Here is a 20,359-nt window from a genome sequence, read left to right as displayed (position 1 = left end):
CCGCCGACGATAAGGCCGTGCCGGCAAAGCTTGTAGATGGCACTCATGACAGCTACCCTCAAAATCATGCCAAATGATCTTTCCCGGCCCGAAGCGGCCCCGGACAGCACGGTCATCCCCGGCGGCCCGCTGGTGGTGGCGCTGGCCTATGACCGGCTCTGCACCTTTGAATTCGGCATCGCTGTCGAGGTGTTCGGCCTCGCCCGCCCCGAAATGGGGCCGGGCTGGTATCGTTTTGCCGTTGCCGGCGTGGATAAGGGCGAGATGCGGGCAACCGGCGGCCTGCGTTTCCATGTCGATGGCGGGCTGGAACTGCTGGAGCAAGCCGCTCTTATCATCGTGCCCGGCTGGCGCGGCATCGAGGCGCCGGTGCCGGACCGGCTGGTGGCGGCATTGCGGGCCGCAAACGCGCGCGGCGCGCGCATCTTCTCCTTCTGCTCCGGCGCTTTTGTGCTGGCGGCTGCCGGCCTGCTGGAAGGGCGCCGCGCCACCACGCACTGGCGTTATGCCGGGCCCTTGCAGGGGCGTTTCCCCGGCGTGCAGGTCACGCCGGATGTGCTTTATGTCGATGAAGGCAGCGTGCTCACCTCGGCCGGCACCGCCGCCGGGCTCGATCTTTGCCTGCACATCATCCGGCAGGATTTTGGCGCCGAGGCCGCCAACAAGGTGGCGCGCCGGCTGGTGATACCGGCCCACCGCGATGGCGGGCAGGCGCAGTTCATCCGCCAGCCGGTGCCGCGGGCACATGAAAGCAGCCGGCTCGGCCCCCTGCTGGACCAGATGCGCGCGGATCTCAGCGCCGACCATTCCGTCGAGGCACTGGCCGCCCGGGCCGGCATGAGCCGGCGCACCTTCCTGCGCCGGTTCGAGGCGGCAACCGGCCTTACCCCCGCACGCTGGCTGCTGGCAGAGCGGCTGGGCAAAGCGCGCGAGTTTCTGGAAACAACGGCGATTTCAATCGAGGAGGTGGCGGCGCTTTCCGGCTTCGGCACCACCGGCACGCTGCGCCATCATTTCCGCCAGCAGCTCTCGACAACACCGGCCGCTTACCGTGAAAGTTTCGGCCCGGGCGCTATAGGGCAGGCTGCGACAAGATCGTTATCATCGATCAGCCAGGATCACGGCACACCCGACATCTAGTTGCCAACTGTAAATTATTGGTTTTTCGACAGCAATGCCCCCCCCCGCAGAAAGAAGATGAGTCATCTTGGGAAATCAGGCATGGCATAAACTTCTGCTTGGTTAAAAATTCGAATGGCGGTAACACTGACAGCATGGCATGGCCACTGCATTATAATCGTGAGGCATTATGAAAGTTGTCATTCTTGCTGGCGGGCAAGGCCGCAGACTTCGACCCTATACTGCAGTGCTCCCAAAGCCTCTTTTGCCAGTCGGGGAGGTGCCAATACTTGAAATATTAATCCGACGTCTAAAGGCACAGGGCATCGTTGATTTTGTAATTTCCGTCGGATATTTGGGAAGCCTAATTGAGGCTTATCTTGGCGATGGAGGTAGGCTGGGTGTAAATATCAGTTACTTGCGAGAAGACAAGCCGCTTGGAACTGTAGGCCCTCTTAAGCTGATGGAAGACCCAAAGGAGCCGTTTTTGGTTATGAATGGCGACATTCTGACCGACATCGATTTCACAGCTTTCGCCAGATTTCATCAGCAGCACGGCCAGAGAATGACGATCGCCACCTATTCCAAAGAGGTAAAGATCGATCTCGGGGTTCTGGAGATAGACGATAGCGATGGGATTGTTGACTACATTGAAAAGCCGACAATGTATCGCCCTGTCAGCATGGGTATCTATTGCTGTGACCCTTCAGTTCGGGATTTTATTCCGGTGAATTCCTACTTTGACCTGCCCACACTTGTCCTGACGCTGATCAGGAATGGACAGCCGGTCAAGGCCTTCCGCCACAATGGCTACTGGCTCGATATTGGCCGTCATGAGGACTATCAGTCGGCGCAGGATAACATCGCCCAGTTGATCCAGAATGAGCCCGCTTAATATTCTGGTTACAGGCGCGACAGGTTTTCTTGGTCGATCAGTCGTTCAATCCCTGAGACAAAGCGGCGCCACGGTGGCAACCCTTTCAAGAAAGCCGGGCGCCAGCATCACGGGCGATGCCGGCGTGGCTGGACCGTGGATGGACGCCGTACGTCGGCTACGCCCGGACCGCGTCATTCATCTGGCGGGAGCGTCCAGACCCGGTATTGAAGAATGCCCGCTGGAGTTCAACGCGACGGGTACAGCGCTTCTCGTCGAGGCCTTGGCGGGACTTGATACGTGGATGCTGCTCGCAGGGTCCGGGGCGGTGTATGGTGCAGTAGAGGATGTTGCCCTGCCAGTCCACGAAACACGACTGCCGTCGCCATCCAGTCCTTACGGCGTCAGCAAACTGGCTCAGGAACAACAGGCGCAGAACCACAGAGGTCCGTTATGCATTACGCGTATCGCAAATCTGTTCGGGCCGGGTCAGTCCTCAGACTATTTTGCCGGTCGTCTGGTAAATGAAGTAGTGCGGTTGTCGGCAGACGGCGGAGAGTTAAGGCTAGGCAGGCTGTCCCCAACCCGCGACTTCATAGATGTCCGCGACGCCGCCGACGCAATCTGTCAACTGGCCCAAGGCCGTGTGGCCGGACTGTTCAATCTTGGCTCCGGAAATGAAACTCCCCTGCGCTCGGTCGTGGAAATTGTCTGCCTCAATTGTCCAGGTAACTATTCGATTGTAGAAGACACAGCCCTTGCCGGTGGCATTGAACGCCAGGTGCTGTCCATCGCTCGTTTGAGTTCTGCTATCGGCTGGTCACCCAAGTTCACCCTTGAGCGTTCGCTTGCAGATATGGTCTCCACTGCCGGGGACCATTCTTTCAGTGACCGATGACGGTTCGATAGCTCTATTCGCCCAGACAAATTCAAGCACATTGCAAGAGGTTCAGAATGACTGCGTGGAAGCCGCTGGGTATCGATAGCGAGATTGCGGCTCTGGCCACGGGGCGCCAAACCAGCCACTTCGCTGCTGACGTCAGCCGCCGGAACGGGGCGATTGGAGCAGCGCTGGAGGGCAGGCGGGTAATGGTGGTGGGCGCAGCCGGCAGCATAGGATCTGCGACCACGGCACGGCTTGCCGGTTTTCGTCCTGCCTGCCTGCACGTCTTTGACCAGAGCGAGAATAATCTCGCGGAACTGACCCGCGATCTGCGTGGCCAGCCGGGTGGATTACCTGTTGCCGACTACCGGTCACTGCCGCTCGACTATGGCTCCGAAATCATGGGTATGGTGCTGCGCGACCTTCCTCCATACGACGTGGTTCTGAACTTTGCCGCGCTGAAGCACGTACGCTCCGAGAAAGACCCGTATTCGCTTCTGCAGATGCTTGATACCAATCTTTTCAAGCATGTTCGCTTCCTGTCCTGGCTTGCAGAGAGCGGATTTCGGGGCCGGTACTTTGCCGTTTCAACAGACAAGGCGGCCAACCCCACCAGCCTTATGGGTGCCAGCAAACGGCTGATGGAACATGTTATCTTCTCGCCGGAGGTAATGTCAGCCCGGCTCCCCCATGTAACCTCCGCGCGTTTCGCCAATGTCGCTTTTTCTGATGGCAGCTTGCCGTTTGGTTATATGAACCGTTTGCGCAAGCGCCAGCCGCTTGCTGCCCCCCGCGACACGCGACGCTATTTTGTCTCGCTCGAAGAAGCTGCGGAAATCTGCCTCCTGGCAGCTTTTCACGATCATGACCGCGATATCCTGGTGCCGCACCTGTCGTCCGATGTTGATCTCATCCCGATGCAAACGGTCGCGGAGGGATTACTGCGTCACCTCGGCTTGACTCCGGCCCTTTACGAAGACGAGGCCGCGGCTGTTGCGGCCATTGATCAAGAACTGGCGCAGGGGCGCTATCCGCTGCTGCTGACACCGCTCGACACCAGCGGTGAAAAGCCCTACGAGGAATTTGTAGGGCTCGGCGAGATAGCAAGCGGCATCGAAGGTCTGGACAGCGTGCTTTCGGTTGCCTATCGCGGACACGTTCCCGGCGCGATGCAACAATTCCTGTCCGTTCTGGGCGCGGCGCTTTCCAGAGGTCATACAACACCCTCGAAGGCGGACCTTGTCGCCATGATCGCCGCCGCTGTGCCTGAACTGCATCATAACGAGACTGGCCGCAATCTGGATCAGCGCCTTTAGTCAGCCCGCAGCTTTTCCGACGAGTGTCCAGTCATGATCCTGCAGATTTCGAAATGGCGCAACCGGGGCGGCGGGTCCGCAGTCGCCCGTGACCTGCTCGGCATAGAGCCCGAAACCAGCCGTATTCTTTATCTGGAGAGCGATCAGGATCAACTCGCGGGACCAGGACGGGATGAGCGGGAAATGTCGTTCATGCGCAAGGATTTTGCTGGAACTCTTGCGGCGGTGGAGGAACTGGCAAGGCGCGGCCCGTTATTGATTCATTCTCACGGACGTATCGCCGGTTACCACGCGCGCTGGCACCGGTTGCGCTTGGGAAAGCGAGTTAAGGTAGTCCACAGCTATCATGGTCTGGCGTCCTTCCGACCGTTGAAACTGGCCGTCACTCTGGCAACGGAAAGCCTCTTCAGCCTTGCCTGCGATGCGGTCGTGGCGGATAGCGCTTCAGAGATGGCGGCGCTTTCCCCGTTTCCCGTCTTTTGTCGACGGGAGATCATCAATCCCAGCTATCAGCCGGCAAATATCATCGACCATCGTGCCCGGCCAATCCGGCGCATCGGTTTTGCCGCGCGAATGGACTTTCCCAAACTCCATGACGACCTGATACGGCTGATCGCGGCCCATAACCGACGCGCAACCACACCGCTCACTCTAGTTCTGTGTGGGGATGGCCCCCGTCACGACGAGATTGATGCCTTGGGCCGGGAGCTTTTGGGGAAACATTTCGAGAACATGCGCTTTGTGGACCACATGACGGACTTCCACAGAAATATCGACGCCTTTGCCATGTTCTCGCTCTATGAGGGCATGCCCTTGGCTCTCGTCGACGCCATGACCTGCGGACTGCCCTGTATAGCGACCGATGTTCGCGGCTGCCGGGATGCGATAGAGGATGGCGTAACGGGCCTGCTGGTTCCCGTAGGAGACGAGGCGGCGGGGCTTGGCGCCCTAAAGCGGATACAGGACCCGCAATACGCAGTCCAACTGGGCGAGGCAGCACGCCTTCATTCCCAGCGGCGGCATGCTCCAGAGGAAATACTGCGCCAACATCGCGACCTCTACCAGTCGATTGGATATATAATCAGCGCCGACGGGGGAAATTCCAGCAATTCGATTACTGAAAAAACACTGAAATCGCGCGGGCTTGCATCTTGACGTCAGGACTCGAGATGATTAGGCCTTCTCAGGCTCTACAAGACGGACGGCAGGAATGAAACTGGTTGAAGCCCCCCACACCTTCGACGATCCGGCCGCGTCGCTATCCTTTGCTTCATTAATGCGCGCCCTGCTGCGCGGGTGGTGGGTATTGACCCTGATCGGGCTGCTGTCGATTGCAGCAGCCGTGTTCTACCTGAGCATTGCAATCCCGACCTACAAAGCGGCGATGATGGTGGTCGAGGTAAAGGATGGAAGCAACGCGCTGCTGAAACGTCTTCAGGGCGGCGCATCCCTTCTTGGCCTCGCCGCACCTTCTTCTTCCCAGAACGGTGCCAGCTTCGAGGAGTTCACAGCCCTTCTGACCAGCCATAGGGTGGCCGAACAGCTCGCTCAGAACCATAGCCTGCTTCAAGAGATTTATGCGCAGCAGTGGGACGAAAAGCGGCAGCGATGGATTGAACCACAAGGTTCGATGGTAAATTTCAAGAATGCCATCAAAAGAATGATCAGCTACCCGCAGTGGACGCCTCCCGATGCACGGGACCTTGTCACCTGGCTTTCCAAGAACGTGCACGCGGTAAATCAGGGATCAAACCTTCTGGACCGCAGCTCTCTCTGGGAAATCTCGGTGACGGCCAAAGACCCGGACTTTGCCCAGAAGCTGCTTGAAATGCTCTACCAGGAAGCAGAGACCATTCTGCGCGATCGTCGCCGTAATGAGCTGCAGGGCAATATCGATTATCTCCAGAAGAAGATCCTCGACACCAATCTCAACGTCTATCGGGAATCTCTTGTTTCCATGGTGGCGCAGCAGGAACAGGAGCTGATGGTGTTGCGCGATGACGTGCCGATCGCTGCGCGTGTGCTGGACCCTGTGACAGTCAGCAACCGTCCGGTATCCCCGAGACCGGTACTGGTGTTGGCATTGGCACTGGTTCTGGGGGGCAGTTTCGGGACAGTGGCCGCAATTCTATGGGGCCTGGGCCGGTTGCATCCCAAAGGGCCTGCGGCCTCATCACAAAAACTGGTCGTGGCTGAGTAAATTCGTCTGGAGATAAAATGATCTTAAAGCCGGATCAGGGGAAGATTTCGATTTCCGACACCCAGCGTCGGAGAATAACCGAGCTGAAGGCAGGAAATTTCTTTAGATTTCGAAAACCGGATCCGTGTTTTGCCTGTGGCGGAACGGAGTTCACCGACGTTTGCAGTGAGGATCGTTACGGGTTTCAACTTGAATATGTTCACTGCACTGACTGCGGATTTATATTTGCAAATCCCTATTATACTGACGAGTGCCTGACCGAATTCTATACAAAGCATTATACAGAAGTATACGGCAGGGGGGGAGGCGTCGAGGGTACCTTCGTTGGCGAGTTTATGGTCGGGCGTAAAATCACTCGGTTGTTACGCAAACTCGGACTGTACGAAGGCATTTCCAGCGCACTTGACTATGGCTGTGCATATGGCGGCACATTGGCGGCGCTGCCTGAAAGCTGGCGTCGCGCGGGGTATGATTTCGATCCGCGCCAATTGGCCGTCGGAAATTCAATTGGCCTGGACCTGAGGCCTATGTCCGAATTCGCCAGCGCACCGGAACGATACAAACTGATTACCATGATCCAGGTTCTTGAGCACCTTCCGGATCCGGTTCAGTCCCTGCGCGAGGTTGCTTCCAAGCTGTCGCCGGATGGTTTGATTTATCTGGAAGTCCCCGGCTTGCGCGCGAGTGAAAATCGGCGGTACGACATTCATCTCGCGTTCAAGAATTGCCATCGTCATATGTTTACCGCAGCAAGTTTACGAAATGTGGCTGCGGCCGCCGGTCTGGAGACACTTTTTGTTAACGAGAGCCTCGAGGCTGTCTTGCGCCCTGGCAGCCCAAAGGCTGCAGCAATGCCGGCAGGCCTTGAAGACACACTTGGCTCTGTTCGTGGCAGGTTGCGGGAAACGCCCGTGAAGCGGCGATTTTTTCAGCTTCTTCATGATCTGCGTCGCTACATGCACAAGCTCGGCGCCGGCAGGCATGATTTCGCGGATGCTCGCAAAATGGCGCGGCAGATTAAACTTGAAGGTAAATAAAGCCAGCCTCGACCCGTTCGGGAATAATGCCATTTGGCCGCAGGAGAAAAGAGCGCGGACAGGATGCGAACCATCTGTTAGCGCCATGACGGCTGCTGCCGTAACTGCAAGTACCAAAACCACACTAACGGTGTGAAAAGTCCGGCAATAGTAGAATGCGGACCGTTTAGGGAGTTTATATTCTATGAACGACGAAATGCTCAGGCGCATGCGCTACTGGCTCCGGGTTCGCTCCAGGGGAGCTGTGGTTGGTGCACGTATTCTGGCACGGGCCGTTCGCATGGCGTCGCTGCTGGTTTGGCCTATTCGGGCCAATCTGATTGCCCAAGCCGGGCAGAATCTGAAATACGCCCAGCCAGTCCGGGGCAAGAAAACGTCATTCGATGTAATCTGCTTGAACAATGCGATGGTCGAGCGCGCGAGGTTGACACCTCGCAAGGAAAGCGACACCTGCAGCTGGATTGATAACATTCCAGCGGGCAGTGTTTTTTGGGATATTGGCGCGAATATAGGGATTTTTACGCTCTACGCCGCCTCCCGTGATGACCTCGACATCGTTTCATTCGAACCGCACCCGGGCAATTATTACTCGCTATGCAATAGCGTTATCGCGAATGGCTATTCCAAACGCTGCGCCGTCTATCCACTGGCCCTTTATGAACGGGCGTTCCTTGGCCGCTTCAACTACCATTCGGTGGAGATCGGCAGTGCAATGAATGTTTTCGACAAGACAACCGATAACGAAGGCAAGGATTTCATTCCCGCCGCCTCCATGGCGACAATGGGAATAACCGTTGATGAATTCGTACTCAAATGGGGCGCTCCATCACCCGAGTACATAAAACTCGACGTGGACGGTAACGAATTGAGCATCCTCAAGGGTGCGCAACAGACGTTGGTTCAATCAGTGCGTGAAGTGTACGTTGAAACCGCTGAAAACTATGCGGAATCCTCTACACAGATTGACGAGTTGCTCAAGAATACAGGTTTCGAAGAAGCCGGCAGGGCAAGGCTAGACGATAATGTTCAAAACCGCCGTTATATCCGGCGCGGCATGACGGAATATAACCTCAAAGCAGGGCACCACTCTACTATTCTCACTTCCTGATATTCTTGCCCGCGTAACGAACAGGTAAACGAAAGAAAAACAATGGCCAATCTTGGCGCCGCCTCGACCGGCGAGGGTCGCGCGGCTGAAAAGGCCGGGAAGGGGAAGGCTCGTGTCTTTCTCGCCCTGCTTGGTAGCAGTTACGGAACGCAGCTTGTCAGGATACTCGGTGCATTAGCTCTGCGGCTTGTACTGCCGGCAGCCTCAGTAGGTCTTATCAACGCGGCACAATCCTCCGCGGGTCTGTTCAGTGCGATTACGGCAGGGCAGTACTTTACGGCAGCCCGGACGATACCAGGCCTGACTGGTGAGGAACGAACTTCCGCAGCCATGGCTTCCATTGTCGCCAGTCTGGTTGAAGCGGTATTGGTGCTTCCGATCGGCCTGATGATCTTTGCCCACTTTTTTCCAGACATCGCTGCGACGCCAGGCCTGCTGGTGGCGACCGGACTGTTCTGGCTAACTTTTCGCGTTCTCGCCGTCGCGGAGAGCATCTTGCAGTGCCTGGAATGGACGCGGGTCGTGGTCGTCGCCCGCATGCTGCGCGTGACAGAAGTCTTCGCCGGTCTGTTTTGCGCCTGGTTAGCTGGTCATGTGGGATACCTGTTAGCCGGCACCTTAGTAACAAGCATGCTGCTGTTGTGGATCACCCGCCAGCTAAGAGAAGCCCGGCCGAGGCCAAAAACGATTATAGGCCTGTTAGTACCACACCGCTACGGGGTGGGCGTAGCGGCAGACAAATTCGTCACTGCTCTTGCCCTGCAGATAGATTCCCTGATCGTCTTCGCCATAGCCGGACCAGCCACACTGGCGGGTTACAATCTGGGCGTGATGGCCCGTGGGACATTGATTACGATTATCAGCAATCTTTACTGGACCCTGTGGCCCGGAGCTGCACGGGTAAAGGATATGGGCCATGATACGATCTTCCACTCATGGCAGCTTCGCGTCAGCCTTGCCGCAGGTTTGGGCATGGCCACGTTCGCCGGCCTTGCCATACTCTATGTAATCCTGAGATGGGTATTGCCTGACTACAGCAACCACATCCTCGAGATCAGCCTGCTCGCTTTGTCTGTCGTGCCTATAGCCTTGCTGGAAATGGACAAGGCTGTGGTTCTTCTGGGACGAAGGGTCGCCATCCTGCCAGTTTTAGGCGCGCTGCGTCCGGCCGGCTTCGCCGCAGCATTGGCGGTACTCACCATTGTTCCCGGATGCGCAGAAGCTGTTTTCGGGCCCAATCCCAAAGTAGTATGGAGTGTGGCAGCAGCAGGGTATCTTGGCCCGGTACTTCAACATATAGGGTACCAGATTTTTCTTGAGACCACGGCAGAGAATAGGAATTTTTTCCGAATTCAGCGGCGCTTGATATGGGTCTTTATAAATATTAGTATTTTTCTCTTGGCGATAATATTTGGCCGATGGTTGTTGGTATACGGATAAATTCTTTAAATTGAAAATTAGACATGAAGTTTGCTTCACAAGGGCTGAAAATTTATGTAGAGCTACCAAATTCTGAAACGATATCCAGATGAGAAATCATGAAAGCTTTTATTAAAAAAATTATTGGTGCGAATTCCGGCTTTGGTTTCGCCGTACGGGTGAGGCTGACGAAAACCATAAGCTTTGTAGGGCTCTCCCGTTTTCTGTGCGAAAATACACCACGGCCCTATTTCAGAAACGACACGCGGTTATTCCGCTTGCTTTACGGACTGGAGCAAACCCGCAATTTGGGCGGCGCCATCGCAGAGGCGGGTGTCGGCAGTGGACGGGGGATGTTTTTCTCCCTGTCTTACCTTAATCAACAGCGCGATCCCCGCCCGTATCACGCGTTTGATACTTTCGAAGGTTTTCCCTATATCTCGCCCGAGGACCTGGAAGGAATTCCCGAGGAGCGCAAGGCCGTTAGTGTTGTCGGGCGATATAGCCAGTATACGCTTCCCCATATCAAACGTTTGGCCAACCGTTACGAGCCGTCAGGTGGCGTCGAGTTCCACAAGGGACGCTTCGAGGACACCATGCCGGGCTTGCCAGAGGACCTGAAATTCTCGTTTGTCTTTCTAGACTGCGACCTGTACCAGAGCTATTTGACCTGCCTCGAAAATCTTTATCCGCGGACGCTGGCAGGCGGCATCATCCTGTTTGATGAGTACGAAGACATCGTTGAGTGGCCGGGTGCTCGTAAGGCCATAGACGAGTTTTTTGCCGATAAACCGGAAAAGCCGGAACCGATGCCCTTCGGAACCTCCTGGTGCGTACGCAAGCAGTAGCCCCAATAGCCGGACCGCAAGGGAAAGTTATGACTGGAAGCGTTTCTGCAGTCTCGGCCACCTCGGCACGCTGGGTGGCCATATGGGGTGTGGCCGCTATCAGCCTTTCCAACATGCCGATCCTGGAATTCACGCTTCCTGGAGCCGCGATCCGGCTGGGCATGATTGCGGCCGGTCTGTTGCTGCTAGCCTTGAACAGCAACCGCATCTTGCGTGGTTTTGGTGCTATCGAGGCGGCAGTACTGCTGACATTCCTTGTGATCTCCCTTGTCGCGGCCCTGATGCCGTTGTTCCTGGGGCGAAATCCGGATATCGGCGCCACGATGAAGCTGATGTTCCTCATTCTGCTGGCATACGCGCTACCCAAGGCGATGACCACGCCGCAGGAAATTGAACGCTATCTCCGGCTTTTTTATCTGGTCGTGCTGATTGCGGCCGCCCAGGCAATTTTGTCATTCGGGGCTTTTCTGATCGGGTTGCGCCATATCGGCGAGATCAACATTGCGATGGGTAATTCCGATGGCCGCTATATCCTTGGCTGGTATGGCCTACTCGGCGCCTCGCAGGGGACAACTCCGCGAACCAATTTCTATTACAGCGAACCCTCCCATTTTGGACACATCCTCATAATCGGGCTGGCTTACGCGCTGGCAACCAGACGCCACTTCGGCGCTCTGATTATCGGCGTCGGCCTGTTGACAACCATCGGACTTACAGCGATTTCGGCATCCGTTCTGCTCGTCGGTCTTTTCGTAGTCCGTTACGGCCGCCTGGTTCGCGGGCTGCTGATCCTCGCGCCATTGGGAATCGGAGTAGCCATGGCGTCTGGGTTCATTTTGCACAGTAATTTACTGTACTCTATATTATTCAGACAACACAGCGCTGCAGATAAAATATCGAGTATTTTCTTTATTCTTGAACATCTGGAGACACATCCGCTTGGCATTGGGCTGACGACCGCTGATGCCACACTTTATCCAGGCATAAACCTGACAAACGGAATTTTGCAGTACACCATTTTCTACGGCGTGATGGCGATTCCGATAGTCGCGGCAATTTACAGTTTTATCGCGTGGCGTGGCTTGATACGGCCGACAAGCGAACTATCGGGAATAATGACAATGGCCATGCTCCCCCTGTTAGTGGCCACGGTCTTCCATGGTCCGCATCTGAAATACTGGATGGTTTTTCTACTGAGCGCCCTGGTATCGTACACGCGAATGCACCCCTGGGCACAAGGACCGGCTCAAACATCCAGAAACAGGGCAGGGGTGGGGCCAGCATTTACACTGGCCCCGACGCACACAACTAGCCGGCCAGCAGGTCCAGTGGGACTTCATTGAGCGGTTCCTTGCCACTCAGCACCAGCAAGGCATTTTCTACCGCTTCATACTCCATGAGTATGCGGCTCTCCGCTGCTGCAGCACCAATGTGGCCGGTCAGGATGACATTGCCGACCTGGCGCAACGGCCCATCATAAGGCTCCCGCTCAAATACATCCACGGCAGCGCAGGACAGGTGGCGCTCACGCAGCGCCACTTCCAGTGCCGCCTCATCAACGATACCGCCGCGGGCCGCGTTGATCAGAATTGCACCAGGCTTCATCGACCGCAGCGCTGCTGCGTCTATCCAATGCCGGGTCCTGGCGCTTAGCGGCAGATGAAGAGTGACGATGTCGCTTTCCGCCAGCAACACTTCGCGCGACACGTACGGAATATTCAGGTCGGGGTTCGGTGCGATATCGTGCCCGCGGACCTCGCACCCAAGCGCCTGCATCGTCTGGGCCACCCGCGAGCCTATACGACCGACGCCGGCAACACCGACCACGCGCCCGCGTAGCAATCTGCCCATGGGCCGGTACCATTCGCCCCGCCGCATGCGCAGATCGCTTTCACCAAACCGGCGCAGACAGTCGAGCGCTAGCCCAAGCGTCAACTCGACTACACTGGGCACCGGGGCATTGGGAGCATAGCATACCTTAATGCCGCGCCTGTGGCAGGCCGCCCGGTCGACGGAATCAAAACCGGAACCAACGCGGGAGATCACCCTGAGATTGGGGCAAGCTTCAATAACCTGCTCGGTAATCGGTTCGGTGCCGGCAACGATTGCGTCCGCCCACGGCGCCATGGCCAGTATCTCTGCTTCGGTCATCTTGCGGCCATGAGGATTGAACCGCAGTTCGTGGCCAGACTCCCGGAGCTTTTCCAGAGGCTCTATCCCGGTAGCAGCAAAGGGATGAACCGAGATCAAAATCCTCACGGTGCCGTCTCCCCGGCCCCGGAAGCGCCGCCCGCGCGCGGACCATAGGCCCCCGACAACCAGAGCCGGTCGGTGCGCATGGTGACGCGCACGCGTTCGAGATCTTCCGGAGTATCAACGGTATCGGTCACGATGTCGGTCGCAATAACCTTCATCTCCGCTCCCATCTCAAGGACGCGATTGTAATCGATACCCTCGATATGCTCGTTGTAGGTCATGCCGAAATCCAGGAATTTCTGCAGAAAGTCCGGCTTGAAGGCGATGATGGCAACGTGCTTGTAAGTCTTCTCCGGCATCGATCCATGCTTCTTGGGGGAGGGGATCGGCGCACGCGACATATAGATGAGGCCCCCATCCTTTTCGCGGAACAAGACCTTTACGCGATTGAGATCGTGAAAATCATCCAGTGTCGTACAGGGCTCGACCATGGTGAAGCTCGGGAATGCCGGATCAGTCCGGGCCGCGTCAATTAGCGCATCCAGCATCTCGGGATAGATCAGCGGCTGATCACCCTGAACGTTGATAACCAGATCATAAGGACCATCGACCTTGGCGATCTCGTTATAGGCCCAGGCAATACGGTCATTACACATATCAAATTCGGGAGTGAGGATTACATCGCCGCCAAGCGCCCGTATGTCCTGCGCCACTTCCTCGTTGGGCGTAGCCACAACAACCCGGGTCGGTGTCTGGCTGAGGCGGGTCCGCAGGTAACAATGCCCGATCATCGATACACCTTCGATCGAGTGCAGGGGCTTGCCGGGAAAACGCCCGGATCCCATGCGGGCGGGAATAATGGCGATAGTGCGCATGAGGACTATGATCCTTTGGGTCAAAACCAGTGACTATGAAGACGCCTTGCCGGTTTTTGTTCTGGCGTGACGGAGTGCGGCGCCCGGATGCTGTCGCGGCAGGTTGGGGACACTACCTTGCTACATGGATGATCGGCAAGACGGGGCAGCATAAGGCGGAGGCTGTCCAGACGGATGAAACTGTGCCAGAAGATCGATAAGACGCACAATAAATAGCAGGGGCGACGTCATGAAATTCAGCAGACCGTACTGCACCCCCTCAGCCTCACCCTCTCACTGAAATGAAGGCCGGCTAGCAATAAACAAAATTAAAATACAATTGGGTAATAACAATAAATAAAGCGCCTTAAATTTTGAAGAGTTTAGCATGATAACGTCATCACCAACATTAATTGCTTTTGATTTTGACGGAGTACTTGTCGATTCCGTCGACATCAAGGGAGATGCATTTGTACGGGCAGTTGCGAACTACCCTGCCCATATGGGCCAGGCGCTCCTTGCCTATCACAAGGACAATGGCGGTGTTGACCGGCGCCGCAAGTTTCAACATTTCCTGGTCGAAATCGCCGGCGAAAGGGCTGAAGAGGCAGCCCTTGACGCTCTGGTGACGCGATTTTCCCAAGCGGTAGTCGATGCAGTTATCGCTGCACCGGAGATCGCCGGCGCCAGTAAATTGCTGGCCTGGATATCGCAGAGATTGCCCGCCTACATCGTTTCCGCGACACCGGAGACTGAACTCGCCGGAATCGTGTCCGCTCGCGGCCTGGGCCACCATTTCCGGGCTGTTTATGGATCGCCCGCTGCCAAGGCTGATGCCCTCAATCTTATCGCCTCTTTACATAGTGGGGCGGCCCCGGAACAACGGCTGTTTGTCGGCGACGCGTTGACCGATTTCCGGGCAGCCCGGGACGCCGGCTGGCCTTTTCTGGGTGTCGTTTCTGAAGGCCGGGACTCGCCATTCCCGGAGGGAGTACCGGTCGTGCAGGATATGTCGGCGTTGTATCATCTGCTCGCCAGCCTTTCCCCAGAGGGAGCCTGAAACTTGCAGGAACGGATTTTTATCGACGCGGACGCCTGCTCGAAGGCATTGACCGATGATGTGGTGCTGACCTTGTCTGGTGCAATAGAGACAGGGGGAGGAGCCGTTCTGGTCGTCCCTGGCGGCAATACGCCGTCATTGATGTTGCATCATCTCGCCAGGCGAGAGCTAAACTGGTCACGTATCACGGTGCTAGCCACGGACGAGCGGCGTGTGCCGGTTGATCATCAGGACAGCAACGAAGGCATGATCCGGCGGCATTTGCCAGCCGATATGGCTTTTTTGAGTCTCTTGGACAATCAGGCGTCCAGGCTGGTCGCCGATTTGCCCCACCCGTTTGACATGGTTATCCTGGGTATGGGCGCGGATGGACATATCGCCTCGCTGTTCCCCGGAACCAGCTGGCGCACGGCTGGACCGGGACCAGTAGTCGATCTGTCTGTGCCCGGTAAGGGAGAACGCATCAGCCTGACGCTTCCGGCGATTCTGCAAGCACGGCAAATCGCGTTGCTGTTCGCCGGCGCCGACAAGGTATCTACATGGGAACGCGCCCGGAGCGACGACGGGACTGACCTGCCGGTGCGGGCGCTGATTGACGGCGCTGGTGAGCGTCTGACCGTTTACCGGTATTAACCCCATGCCCCTGATCTCAGCGTCTACAGGGAAGACACCCGTCGCCCCGGGCGAAACGGCGAAGGCCGCCGTTGAAGCCTATATGGCATCGCTGGCACCGCTGACCGAAGAGGGCGCCGGCATCGCGAGCGCCATCTTCGAACTGAGCACAAGTGCCGATCCGGTTTACTCAAGGCTGGTTCTGAAAACGGCGCGCATACAAGCTGCGGCAGACAGAACTACCGGCTGGCTGGCGATCTGTCGGGGAACCCTGCGGGAACTCGCAAAATTTATGGCCCGCAGCCTGCTGATCAGACTGCTACGCCGCACCAGTGCCAACCGTGACCATCGCGCCGTGGCCGGTGCCGAGGCTATCCTGGTGGGCTTCCTGGCGGATAGCGGCGGCGGTCTGGTCGCGAAGGATTTTGCAGGTTTTTGCGAAACGGAACTGACTGGCCGGCGGATTGTGGCCTGCGGATTGCGGTTACCCCAAGTATCGTGGCGCCGGTATCTAGGCGACCGGGGCGCGTCAGTACCGCTAGAAGCGCATTTCCGATTTGTCGACCTGGCCCAGGCCCTGCGCCGGCAAATTCTTTTCTATCGGGCGTTGAGATCCGTTCCCGCCCTACGGGGCAGCCGGATCGATGCAGCCTTCGTTGCTGATTTCGCCAGCGGCCATGCCACCGGCAGCATGCTCTATGCCGCTGCCGCCGCACGTCTGGCACAGTATGCGCCAGACGCCGTGGTGTGCCTACCGATGGAGCGGCATGACTGGGAACAACTGTTGATCGCCCGGCTACGCGCTGCCGGGCGTCAAATCTGGGCGGTACAAAACTGCACCTTTTCGCCCAATGACCTGAATATGAGGGTTCCAGATAACGCTCCCCGGCATCGCCGGCTCTCGCCGGACCTCCTGTTCGTGATCGGACCGCATTGGCCAGCAATATTCGCGGATCTGGGAGTCACCACGCCGACCACAGCGCTGCGGCGTCATCGCTTCAGCGGTGCGACCTATGACCTGAAGCTGTCAAAACAGGGGCGTGGCATCCTCTATCTGGGAAGCATCAACTACGCCAAGGTCAGCCGGGACCTGGCCGCACTTTCGCTGATCAGGGACAAGATCGGCGTCTGGGTCCGCCTGCATCCGACAATGACAGAAATGCCTTTGGCTCAAAGCTTTCCTCGCGCCACCGACCTGTCGGCGCATTACGGCTATTGTGTATACGCGGACACCACGATGGTTTTCCAGTTGCGCACCGACCAGCGCCGGCTGGCCTATCTTGACCATCCGGACATCCCCAACCAGGACCCCGCGGGCTGGTTCGACGATTGGCCCGGGACCACTATCAGCGTTTCGAATGCCGATGAGCAGGCATCGCGCCGGATCTTACTTGATGGTTTCGCCGCCATGGGAGCAGGGGGGGAGCGACCGATGATCGATCCGCTGGGATGCCTCGCATCGACGCCGAAGATCGGGCAGATCGCCGTTGACCGGTCGGATGACGACCAGTAAAACGCAGAGCGTTTGCCCGTTCTGCGAGCATCGCAACCTCGCTGGTGGCTCCCAGCAGACAATCGGGGCCGGAAGGCCAGAAAGTCTCAGGTTGCGGAGTGCTTGCTCGGGGGGCCGGAAAACGCCCCGGAGCGCTGGACACTAATATCGGATGACCCAGAAAGCCCAGGCGTTCATGACTCCCTTCAAGTTTCCCGCACCCGGCTCCCAGATCGTCGTCTACGATCTCGAATACACTTCCTGGGAAGGGTCTCACGCCCGGGGATGGTCCGGGCCCGATGAACATCGGGAGGTGGTGGAAATTGGTGCCGTGCGCCTGCATGTGGGAGTCGATGGGCTTTCTCGCCACGCTGATGGGATCTTCCACTGCTATGTCCGTCCTCGCATTCATCCGCTGCTCTCCGACTACTTCAAGGCGTTAACCGGCATTCGCCAGGAGGACGTGGATACAAGCGGGCTGGATTTTGCCACGGCCTACAGGCAACTAGCGGATTTCGCCGGAGAGAAGGCGGAACTGTGGTCGTTCGGCTGGGACAACGCCGTGCTGGCGGAGAACATGGAACTTAATGGCCTTTTCGCTGCCGATATGCCGTTTTCTCTCCGCTTCCGGGATATTCGCGCCGACCTGTGCGCCGCTACCGGAGCGGATCCAAAACAAGCCCAGAGCTCGGCACTGCCGTCTCTGATTGGTATAAAGCCGGACGGGGACCAGCACACCGCGCTGGGTGACGCCGGCAATCTGGTCCTGGTGCTGGAGGAGCTGGACAGACGCCGACGCGGCGCCGGCCCCGGGCACGTTTTCAACCTGGAGAAATAGAAATGCTGGAACTCGCTGCTCGACTGAAGCGCGGGCTGCGTGAGGGGCGCCTGTCGGTAGGGTCCTGGCTGATGACACGCGATCCGATCTGCGCCGAGGTACTTGCTCGCTCCGGACTTGACTGGGTGTGTGTGGACATGGAACACGCCCCGATCAGCCTGTCAGAGGCGGCAGACCTGATCCGCGTCGCTGGCAATTGCGGCTGCCCGGCGTTGGTGCGGTTGCCCGACCACGGCACCACGCTGGTCAAACAGGTACTGGATGCAGGCGCTGCAGGCGTGATCGTTCCGGATATCCGCACTGCCGAGCAGGCGGCCCGGATCGGAGAATCTGCTCGCTATCCTTCGGCGACGGGGGGAACCCGCGGTGTCGGACTGGCCCGTGCCCAGGGATATGGCCGCGACTTCTTCGAATATGCCAACGGCTGGAACGAGGCAGCCATTGTAATTGCACAGATAGAACATGTCGATGGCGTCGCCAACGTGGAGGCAATCCTGGCTCAGGGCGCTGTGGATGCAGTGTTCATCGGTCCCTACGACCTTTCGGCCAGCATGGGACTGGCGGGACAGCTGGATCACCCCGATATGGTGGCGGCCGTTGAACGCGTGATCACAGCGGCCGCAAAGGCAGGCAAGCCAGCAGGAGGGCATGCGGTTCCGGTAGATCCGGCCCGCGCCGTCGCCATGATCAATCGAGGAATGCGACTTCTGGCCTACGCTTCCGACGTCTTCATGATCCGGCAGGCTGTTGACGATTTTGTCTCGGCAATTGACACAGCTCTGCCTGGTGCCCGCAACGTCCATGTGGCCGCTGATCAATGAGAGAGGACAAGCAGGCCGTGCCAGTTCCTGAAGTCGTAATCTTTGGCGGCAATGGTTATCTGGGGCGGGGCCTTGTTATGGAGCTGCTGCGGCGGAACCACCCGGTCCGGGTCGCCGATTTGCACGACCACGGGCTACCGCCAGACGTTCCCTTCACCCGCGTGGATATCCGCGATCAGCAGTCGGTGGTCGATGCACTCTCCGAAGGGTGCCGGGTGGTAAATTTCGCCGGCATCTCGGACCTGAACGTGGCCAAGAAGCTGCCCAGGGAATGCATCAGCGTCAACGTCATTGGCAACCTGAATCTGCTGGAAGCCTGCGTTTCTAAAAACGTAGATAAATATATCTACGCCAGTTCGGCATATGTTTATAGCATACATGGTTCTTTTTACAGAATATCGAAGAGAACATCTGAAGAGTACATTCAGGAATTCAATAGCACACACGGTCTGGATTACGTCATTGTGCGGTATGGCTCCCTATACGGTGGCGACAGCAATGATTCCAATGGCATGCATCGGCTCATAACCTCGGCTTTGCACGAAGGCCGGCTGCGGTACGACGGCAACCCCACAGACAGCCGCGAATTCATCCACATCAACGATGCGTCGGAGATGACGGCCGACCTCGTGCTGGGTGAGGCACGCAACAAGGCGTTTCTGTTGACCGGCGCCGAGCGAATGTCCATGCAGCAGTTGTTTGAGATGATCCGCGAAATACTGAACCGGCCAATTGAACTGGAATTCAGCGGGCTTGACGATTCCAAGCACTATCGCATGACCCAGTATAATTTTGTGCCGATCGAGGCCAGAAAGCTGTCGCTGCCGGCGCACACCGATATGGGCAATGGACTGATCGAACTTATAAACAAGATATACCAGAGCCGGGATCCCGCAGCTTCAGACCCAGCCTGATCGAGATGCCCGACGATAACTGGCCTTCTGTTCCGGACACTGTGTTGCCGCCATGAATTGTGTACGTGCCGACTTCGACGACTTTACAGTGTTCGTGTCGGTATTCCGGCCCGGGAAATCCTTTTATCACCACGGCCACGAAGATTGCCTGTCATATGTGCTCTATCTTCGCGGCCGGGAGATTCTGATAGATCCAGGGCGCCCCGACTACGGTGCGGAAGGCAATTTCTTTGTCGGCTCGGCCGCCCATAACGGGCTGAGTGATGTGGCTCGCCCTGTAAGGCCGCAGACCCGTTTCTTCTTTTCCAGCCGGCTGAACCGCGAACCGGCCCACCTGAAGTGGGATGTCGACCGGGAACAGGCGGTTTTCAAGGCCACCAACAGCCTGACAGGAAGCAGCCGTTCTCTTGTTATCGAGCGCCAGCGGCACGGTTGTTTGCGGTTCAGGGAGGCGCTTGCCTCCGCGCCGCTTCGGCCGGTGTTCACTCACGTCTTCGCCGACCTTGATGCGACATCAGATGGCCCGGATCGCATCCGGGCCGGGGGAGCAACCCTGACTTATCTTGACCTGCCCGAGGCCGTTACTTTGCGGCAGGCAGAACGGGGCAAGGACTATGGCGAAATCGAAAGCTGCCAGAGACTGTCCATGAAATTGCCCGATTACTGGCGGCCGAAGCTGTTCTGGGAAGTTGACGATACGGGCCAGTAACGGTTTCTTTGACATTGCCCGGGATTTCCGCTCGTAAAATCCTGCCATGAAAAACTGAC

Annotated in this window: 20 protein-coding genes; 18 read left to right on the top strand and 2 right to left on the bottom strand. The window is 57.4% G+C overall.

Annotated features, from left to right (window positions below):
- Positions 1-36 precede the first annotated feature (36 nt).
- The 11 genes from ftrA (at position 37) to QTL98_RS10770 (ending at position 12,147) form a co-directional block, all read left to right on the top strand.
- Entirely contained in the window at positions 37-1,140 is a 1,104-nt protein-coding gene (ftrA, locus tag QTL98_RS10820) for a transcriptional regulator FtrA (RefSeq protein ID WP_510637475.1), read from the top strand.
- Positions 1,141-1,309: 169 nt separating this feature from the next.
- Positions 1,310-2,014: a nucleotidyltransferase family protein gene (locus QTL98_RS10815; RefSeq protein WP_445678501.1), complete on the top strand. Its 705-nt coding sequence runs from the start codon at positions 1,310-1,312 to the stop codon at positions 2,012-2,014.
- Positions 2,001-2,891 carry an NAD-dependent epimerase/dehydratase family protein gene (locus QTL98_RS10810; protein WP_445678500.1) on the top strand — a complete coding sequence of 297 codons (891 nt, stop codon included), beginning with the start codon at positions 2,001-2,003 and terminating at the stop codon, positions 2,889-2,891. Before QTL98_RS10815 ends, QTL98_RS10810 begins: the two co-directional genes overlap by 14 nt.
- Before the next feature lie 56 nt (positions 2,892-2,947).
- Positions 2,948-4,192 carry a polysaccharide biosynthesis protein gene (locus QTL98_RS10805; protein WP_445678499.1) on the top strand — a complete coding sequence of 415 codons (1,245 nt, stop codon included), beginning with the start codon at positions 2,948-2,950 and terminating at the stop codon, positions 4,190-4,192.
- A gap of 33 nt (positions 4,193-4,225) precedes the next feature.
- A complete protein-coding gene (locus QTL98_RS10800) occupies positions 4,226-5,347 on the top strand; it encodes a glycosyltransferase (RefSeq protein WP_445678498.1) in 1,122 nt (373 codons plus the stop codon).
- Between the two features lie 55 nt (positions 5,348-5,402).
- Positions 5,403-6,392: a Wzz/FepE/Etk N-terminal domain-containing protein gene (locus tag QTL98_RS10795; RefSeq protein ID WP_445678497.1), complete on the top strand. Its 990-nt coding sequence runs from the start codon at positions 5,403-5,405 to the stop codon at positions 6,390-6,392.
- A 17-nt stretch (positions 6,393-6,409) separates the two neighbouring features.
- Entirely contained in the window at positions 6,410-7,429 is a 1,020-nt protein-coding gene (locus QTL98_RS10790) for a class I SAM-dependent methyltransferase (RefSeq protein ID WP_445678496.1), read from the top strand.
- Between the two features lie 184 nt (positions 7,430-7,613).
- Positions 7,614-8,537: an FkbM family methyltransferase gene (locus QTL98_RS10785; RefSeq protein ID WP_445678495.1), complete on the top strand. Its 924-nt coding sequence runs from the start codon at positions 7,614-7,616 to the stop codon at positions 8,535-8,537.
- A gap of 42 nt (positions 8,538-8,579) precedes the next feature.
- Entirely contained in the window at positions 8,580-9,977 is a 1,398-nt protein-coding gene (locus tag QTL98_RS10780; protein ID WP_445678494.1) for an MATE family efflux transporter, read from the top strand.
- 98 nt (positions 9,978-10,075) lie between these two features.
- A complete protein-coding gene (locus tag QTL98_RS10775) occupies positions 10,076-10,804 on the top strand; it encodes a TylF/MycF/NovP-related O-methyltransferase (protein ID WP_445678493.1) in 729 nt (242 codons plus the stop codon).
- Positions 10,805-10,833: 29 nt separating this feature from the next.
- On the top strand, positions 10,834-12,147 hold the full coding sequence (locus QTL98_RS10770) for a hypothetical protein (protein WP_445678492.1): 1,314 nt from the start codon (positions 10,834-10,836) through the stop codon (positions 12,145-12,147).
- On the opposite strand, the gene QTL98_RS10765 is transcribed toward QTL98_RS10770, so the two are convergent.
- Positions 12,113-13,063 carry a phosphoglycerate dehydrogenase gene (locus QTL98_RS10765; RefSeq protein WP_445678491.1) on the bottom strand — a complete coding sequence of 317 codons (951 nt, stop codon included), beginning with the start codon at positions 13,061-13,063 and terminating at the stop codon, positions 12,113-12,115. The two genes, QTL98_RS10770 and QTL98_RS10765, sit on opposite strands and share 35 nt — an antisense overlap.
- Positions 13,060-13,875 carry a 3-deoxy-manno-octulosonate cytidylyltransferase gene (locus tag QTL98_RS10760; protein WP_445678490.1) on the bottom strand — a complete coding sequence of 272 codons (816 nt, stop codon included), beginning with the start codon at positions 13,873-13,875 and terminating at the stop codon, positions 13,060-13,062. The genes QTL98_RS10765 and QTL98_RS10760 overlap by 4 nt, the downstream gene beginning before the upstream one ends.
- Positions 13,876-14,242: 367 nt before the next feature.
- On the opposite strand from QTL98_RS10760, the gene QTL98_RS10755 reads away from it, so the two are divergent.
- The 7 genes from QTL98_RS10755 (at position 14,243) to QTL98_RS10725 (ending at position 20,300) form a co-directional block, all read left to right on the top strand.
- On the top strand, positions 14,243-14,914 hold the full coding sequence (locus QTL98_RS10755; RefSeq protein WP_445678489.1) for an HAD family hydrolase: 672 nt from the start codon (positions 14,243-14,245) through the stop codon (positions 14,912-14,914).
- Positions 14,915-14,917: 3 nt separating this feature from the next.
- Positions 14,918-15,547 carry a 6-phosphogluconolactonase gene (gene pgl, locus QTL98_RS10750; RefSeq protein WP_445678488.1) on the top strand — a complete coding sequence of 210 codons (630 nt, stop codon included), beginning with the start codon at positions 14,918-14,920 and terminating at the stop codon, positions 15,545-15,547.
- Positions 15,548-15,551: 4 nt separating this feature from the next.
- On the top strand, positions 15,552-17,039 hold the full coding sequence (locus QTL98_RS10745) for a hypothetical protein (RefSeq protein WP_445678487.1): 1,488 nt from the start codon (positions 15,552-15,554) through the stop codon (positions 17,037-17,039).
- 151 nt (positions 17,040-17,190) lie between these two features.
- A complete protein-coding gene (locus QTL98_RS10740) occupies positions 17,191-17,856 on the top strand; it encodes a 3'-5' exonuclease (protein ID WP_445678486.1) in 666 nt (221 codons plus the stop codon).
- Positions 17,857-17,858: 2 nt separating this feature from the next.
- Positions 17,859-18,677: an HpcH/HpaI aldolase family protein gene (locus QTL98_RS10735; RefSeq protein WP_445678485.1), complete on the top strand. Its 819-nt coding sequence runs from the start codon at positions 17,859-17,861 to the stop codon at positions 18,675-18,677.
- Positions 18,674-19,591, top strand: a complete 918-nt coding sequence (locus QTL98_RS10730) for an NAD-dependent epimerase/dehydratase family protein (RefSeq protein WP_445678484.1) — start codon at positions 18,674-18,676, stop codon at positions 19,589-19,591. The genes QTL98_RS10735 and QTL98_RS10730 overlap by 4 nt, the downstream gene beginning before the upstream one ends.
- Before the next feature lie 52 nt (positions 19,592-19,643).
- Positions 19,644-20,300, top strand: a complete 657-nt coding sequence (locus QTL98_RS10725) for a heparinase II/III domain-containing protein (RefSeq protein WP_445678483.1) — start codon at positions 19,644-19,646, stop codon at positions 20,298-20,300.
- The last annotated feature ends 59 nt before the right edge of the window (positions 20,301-20,359 follow it).

This window comes from Radicibacter daui (assembly GCA_030657355.1).
Classification (GTDB): domain Bacteria; phylum Pseudomonadota; class Alphaproteobacteria; order Radicibacterales; family Radicibacteraceae; genus Radicibacter; species Radicibacter daui.
This window is presented reverse-complemented; position numbering and strand designations above follow the sequence as displayed.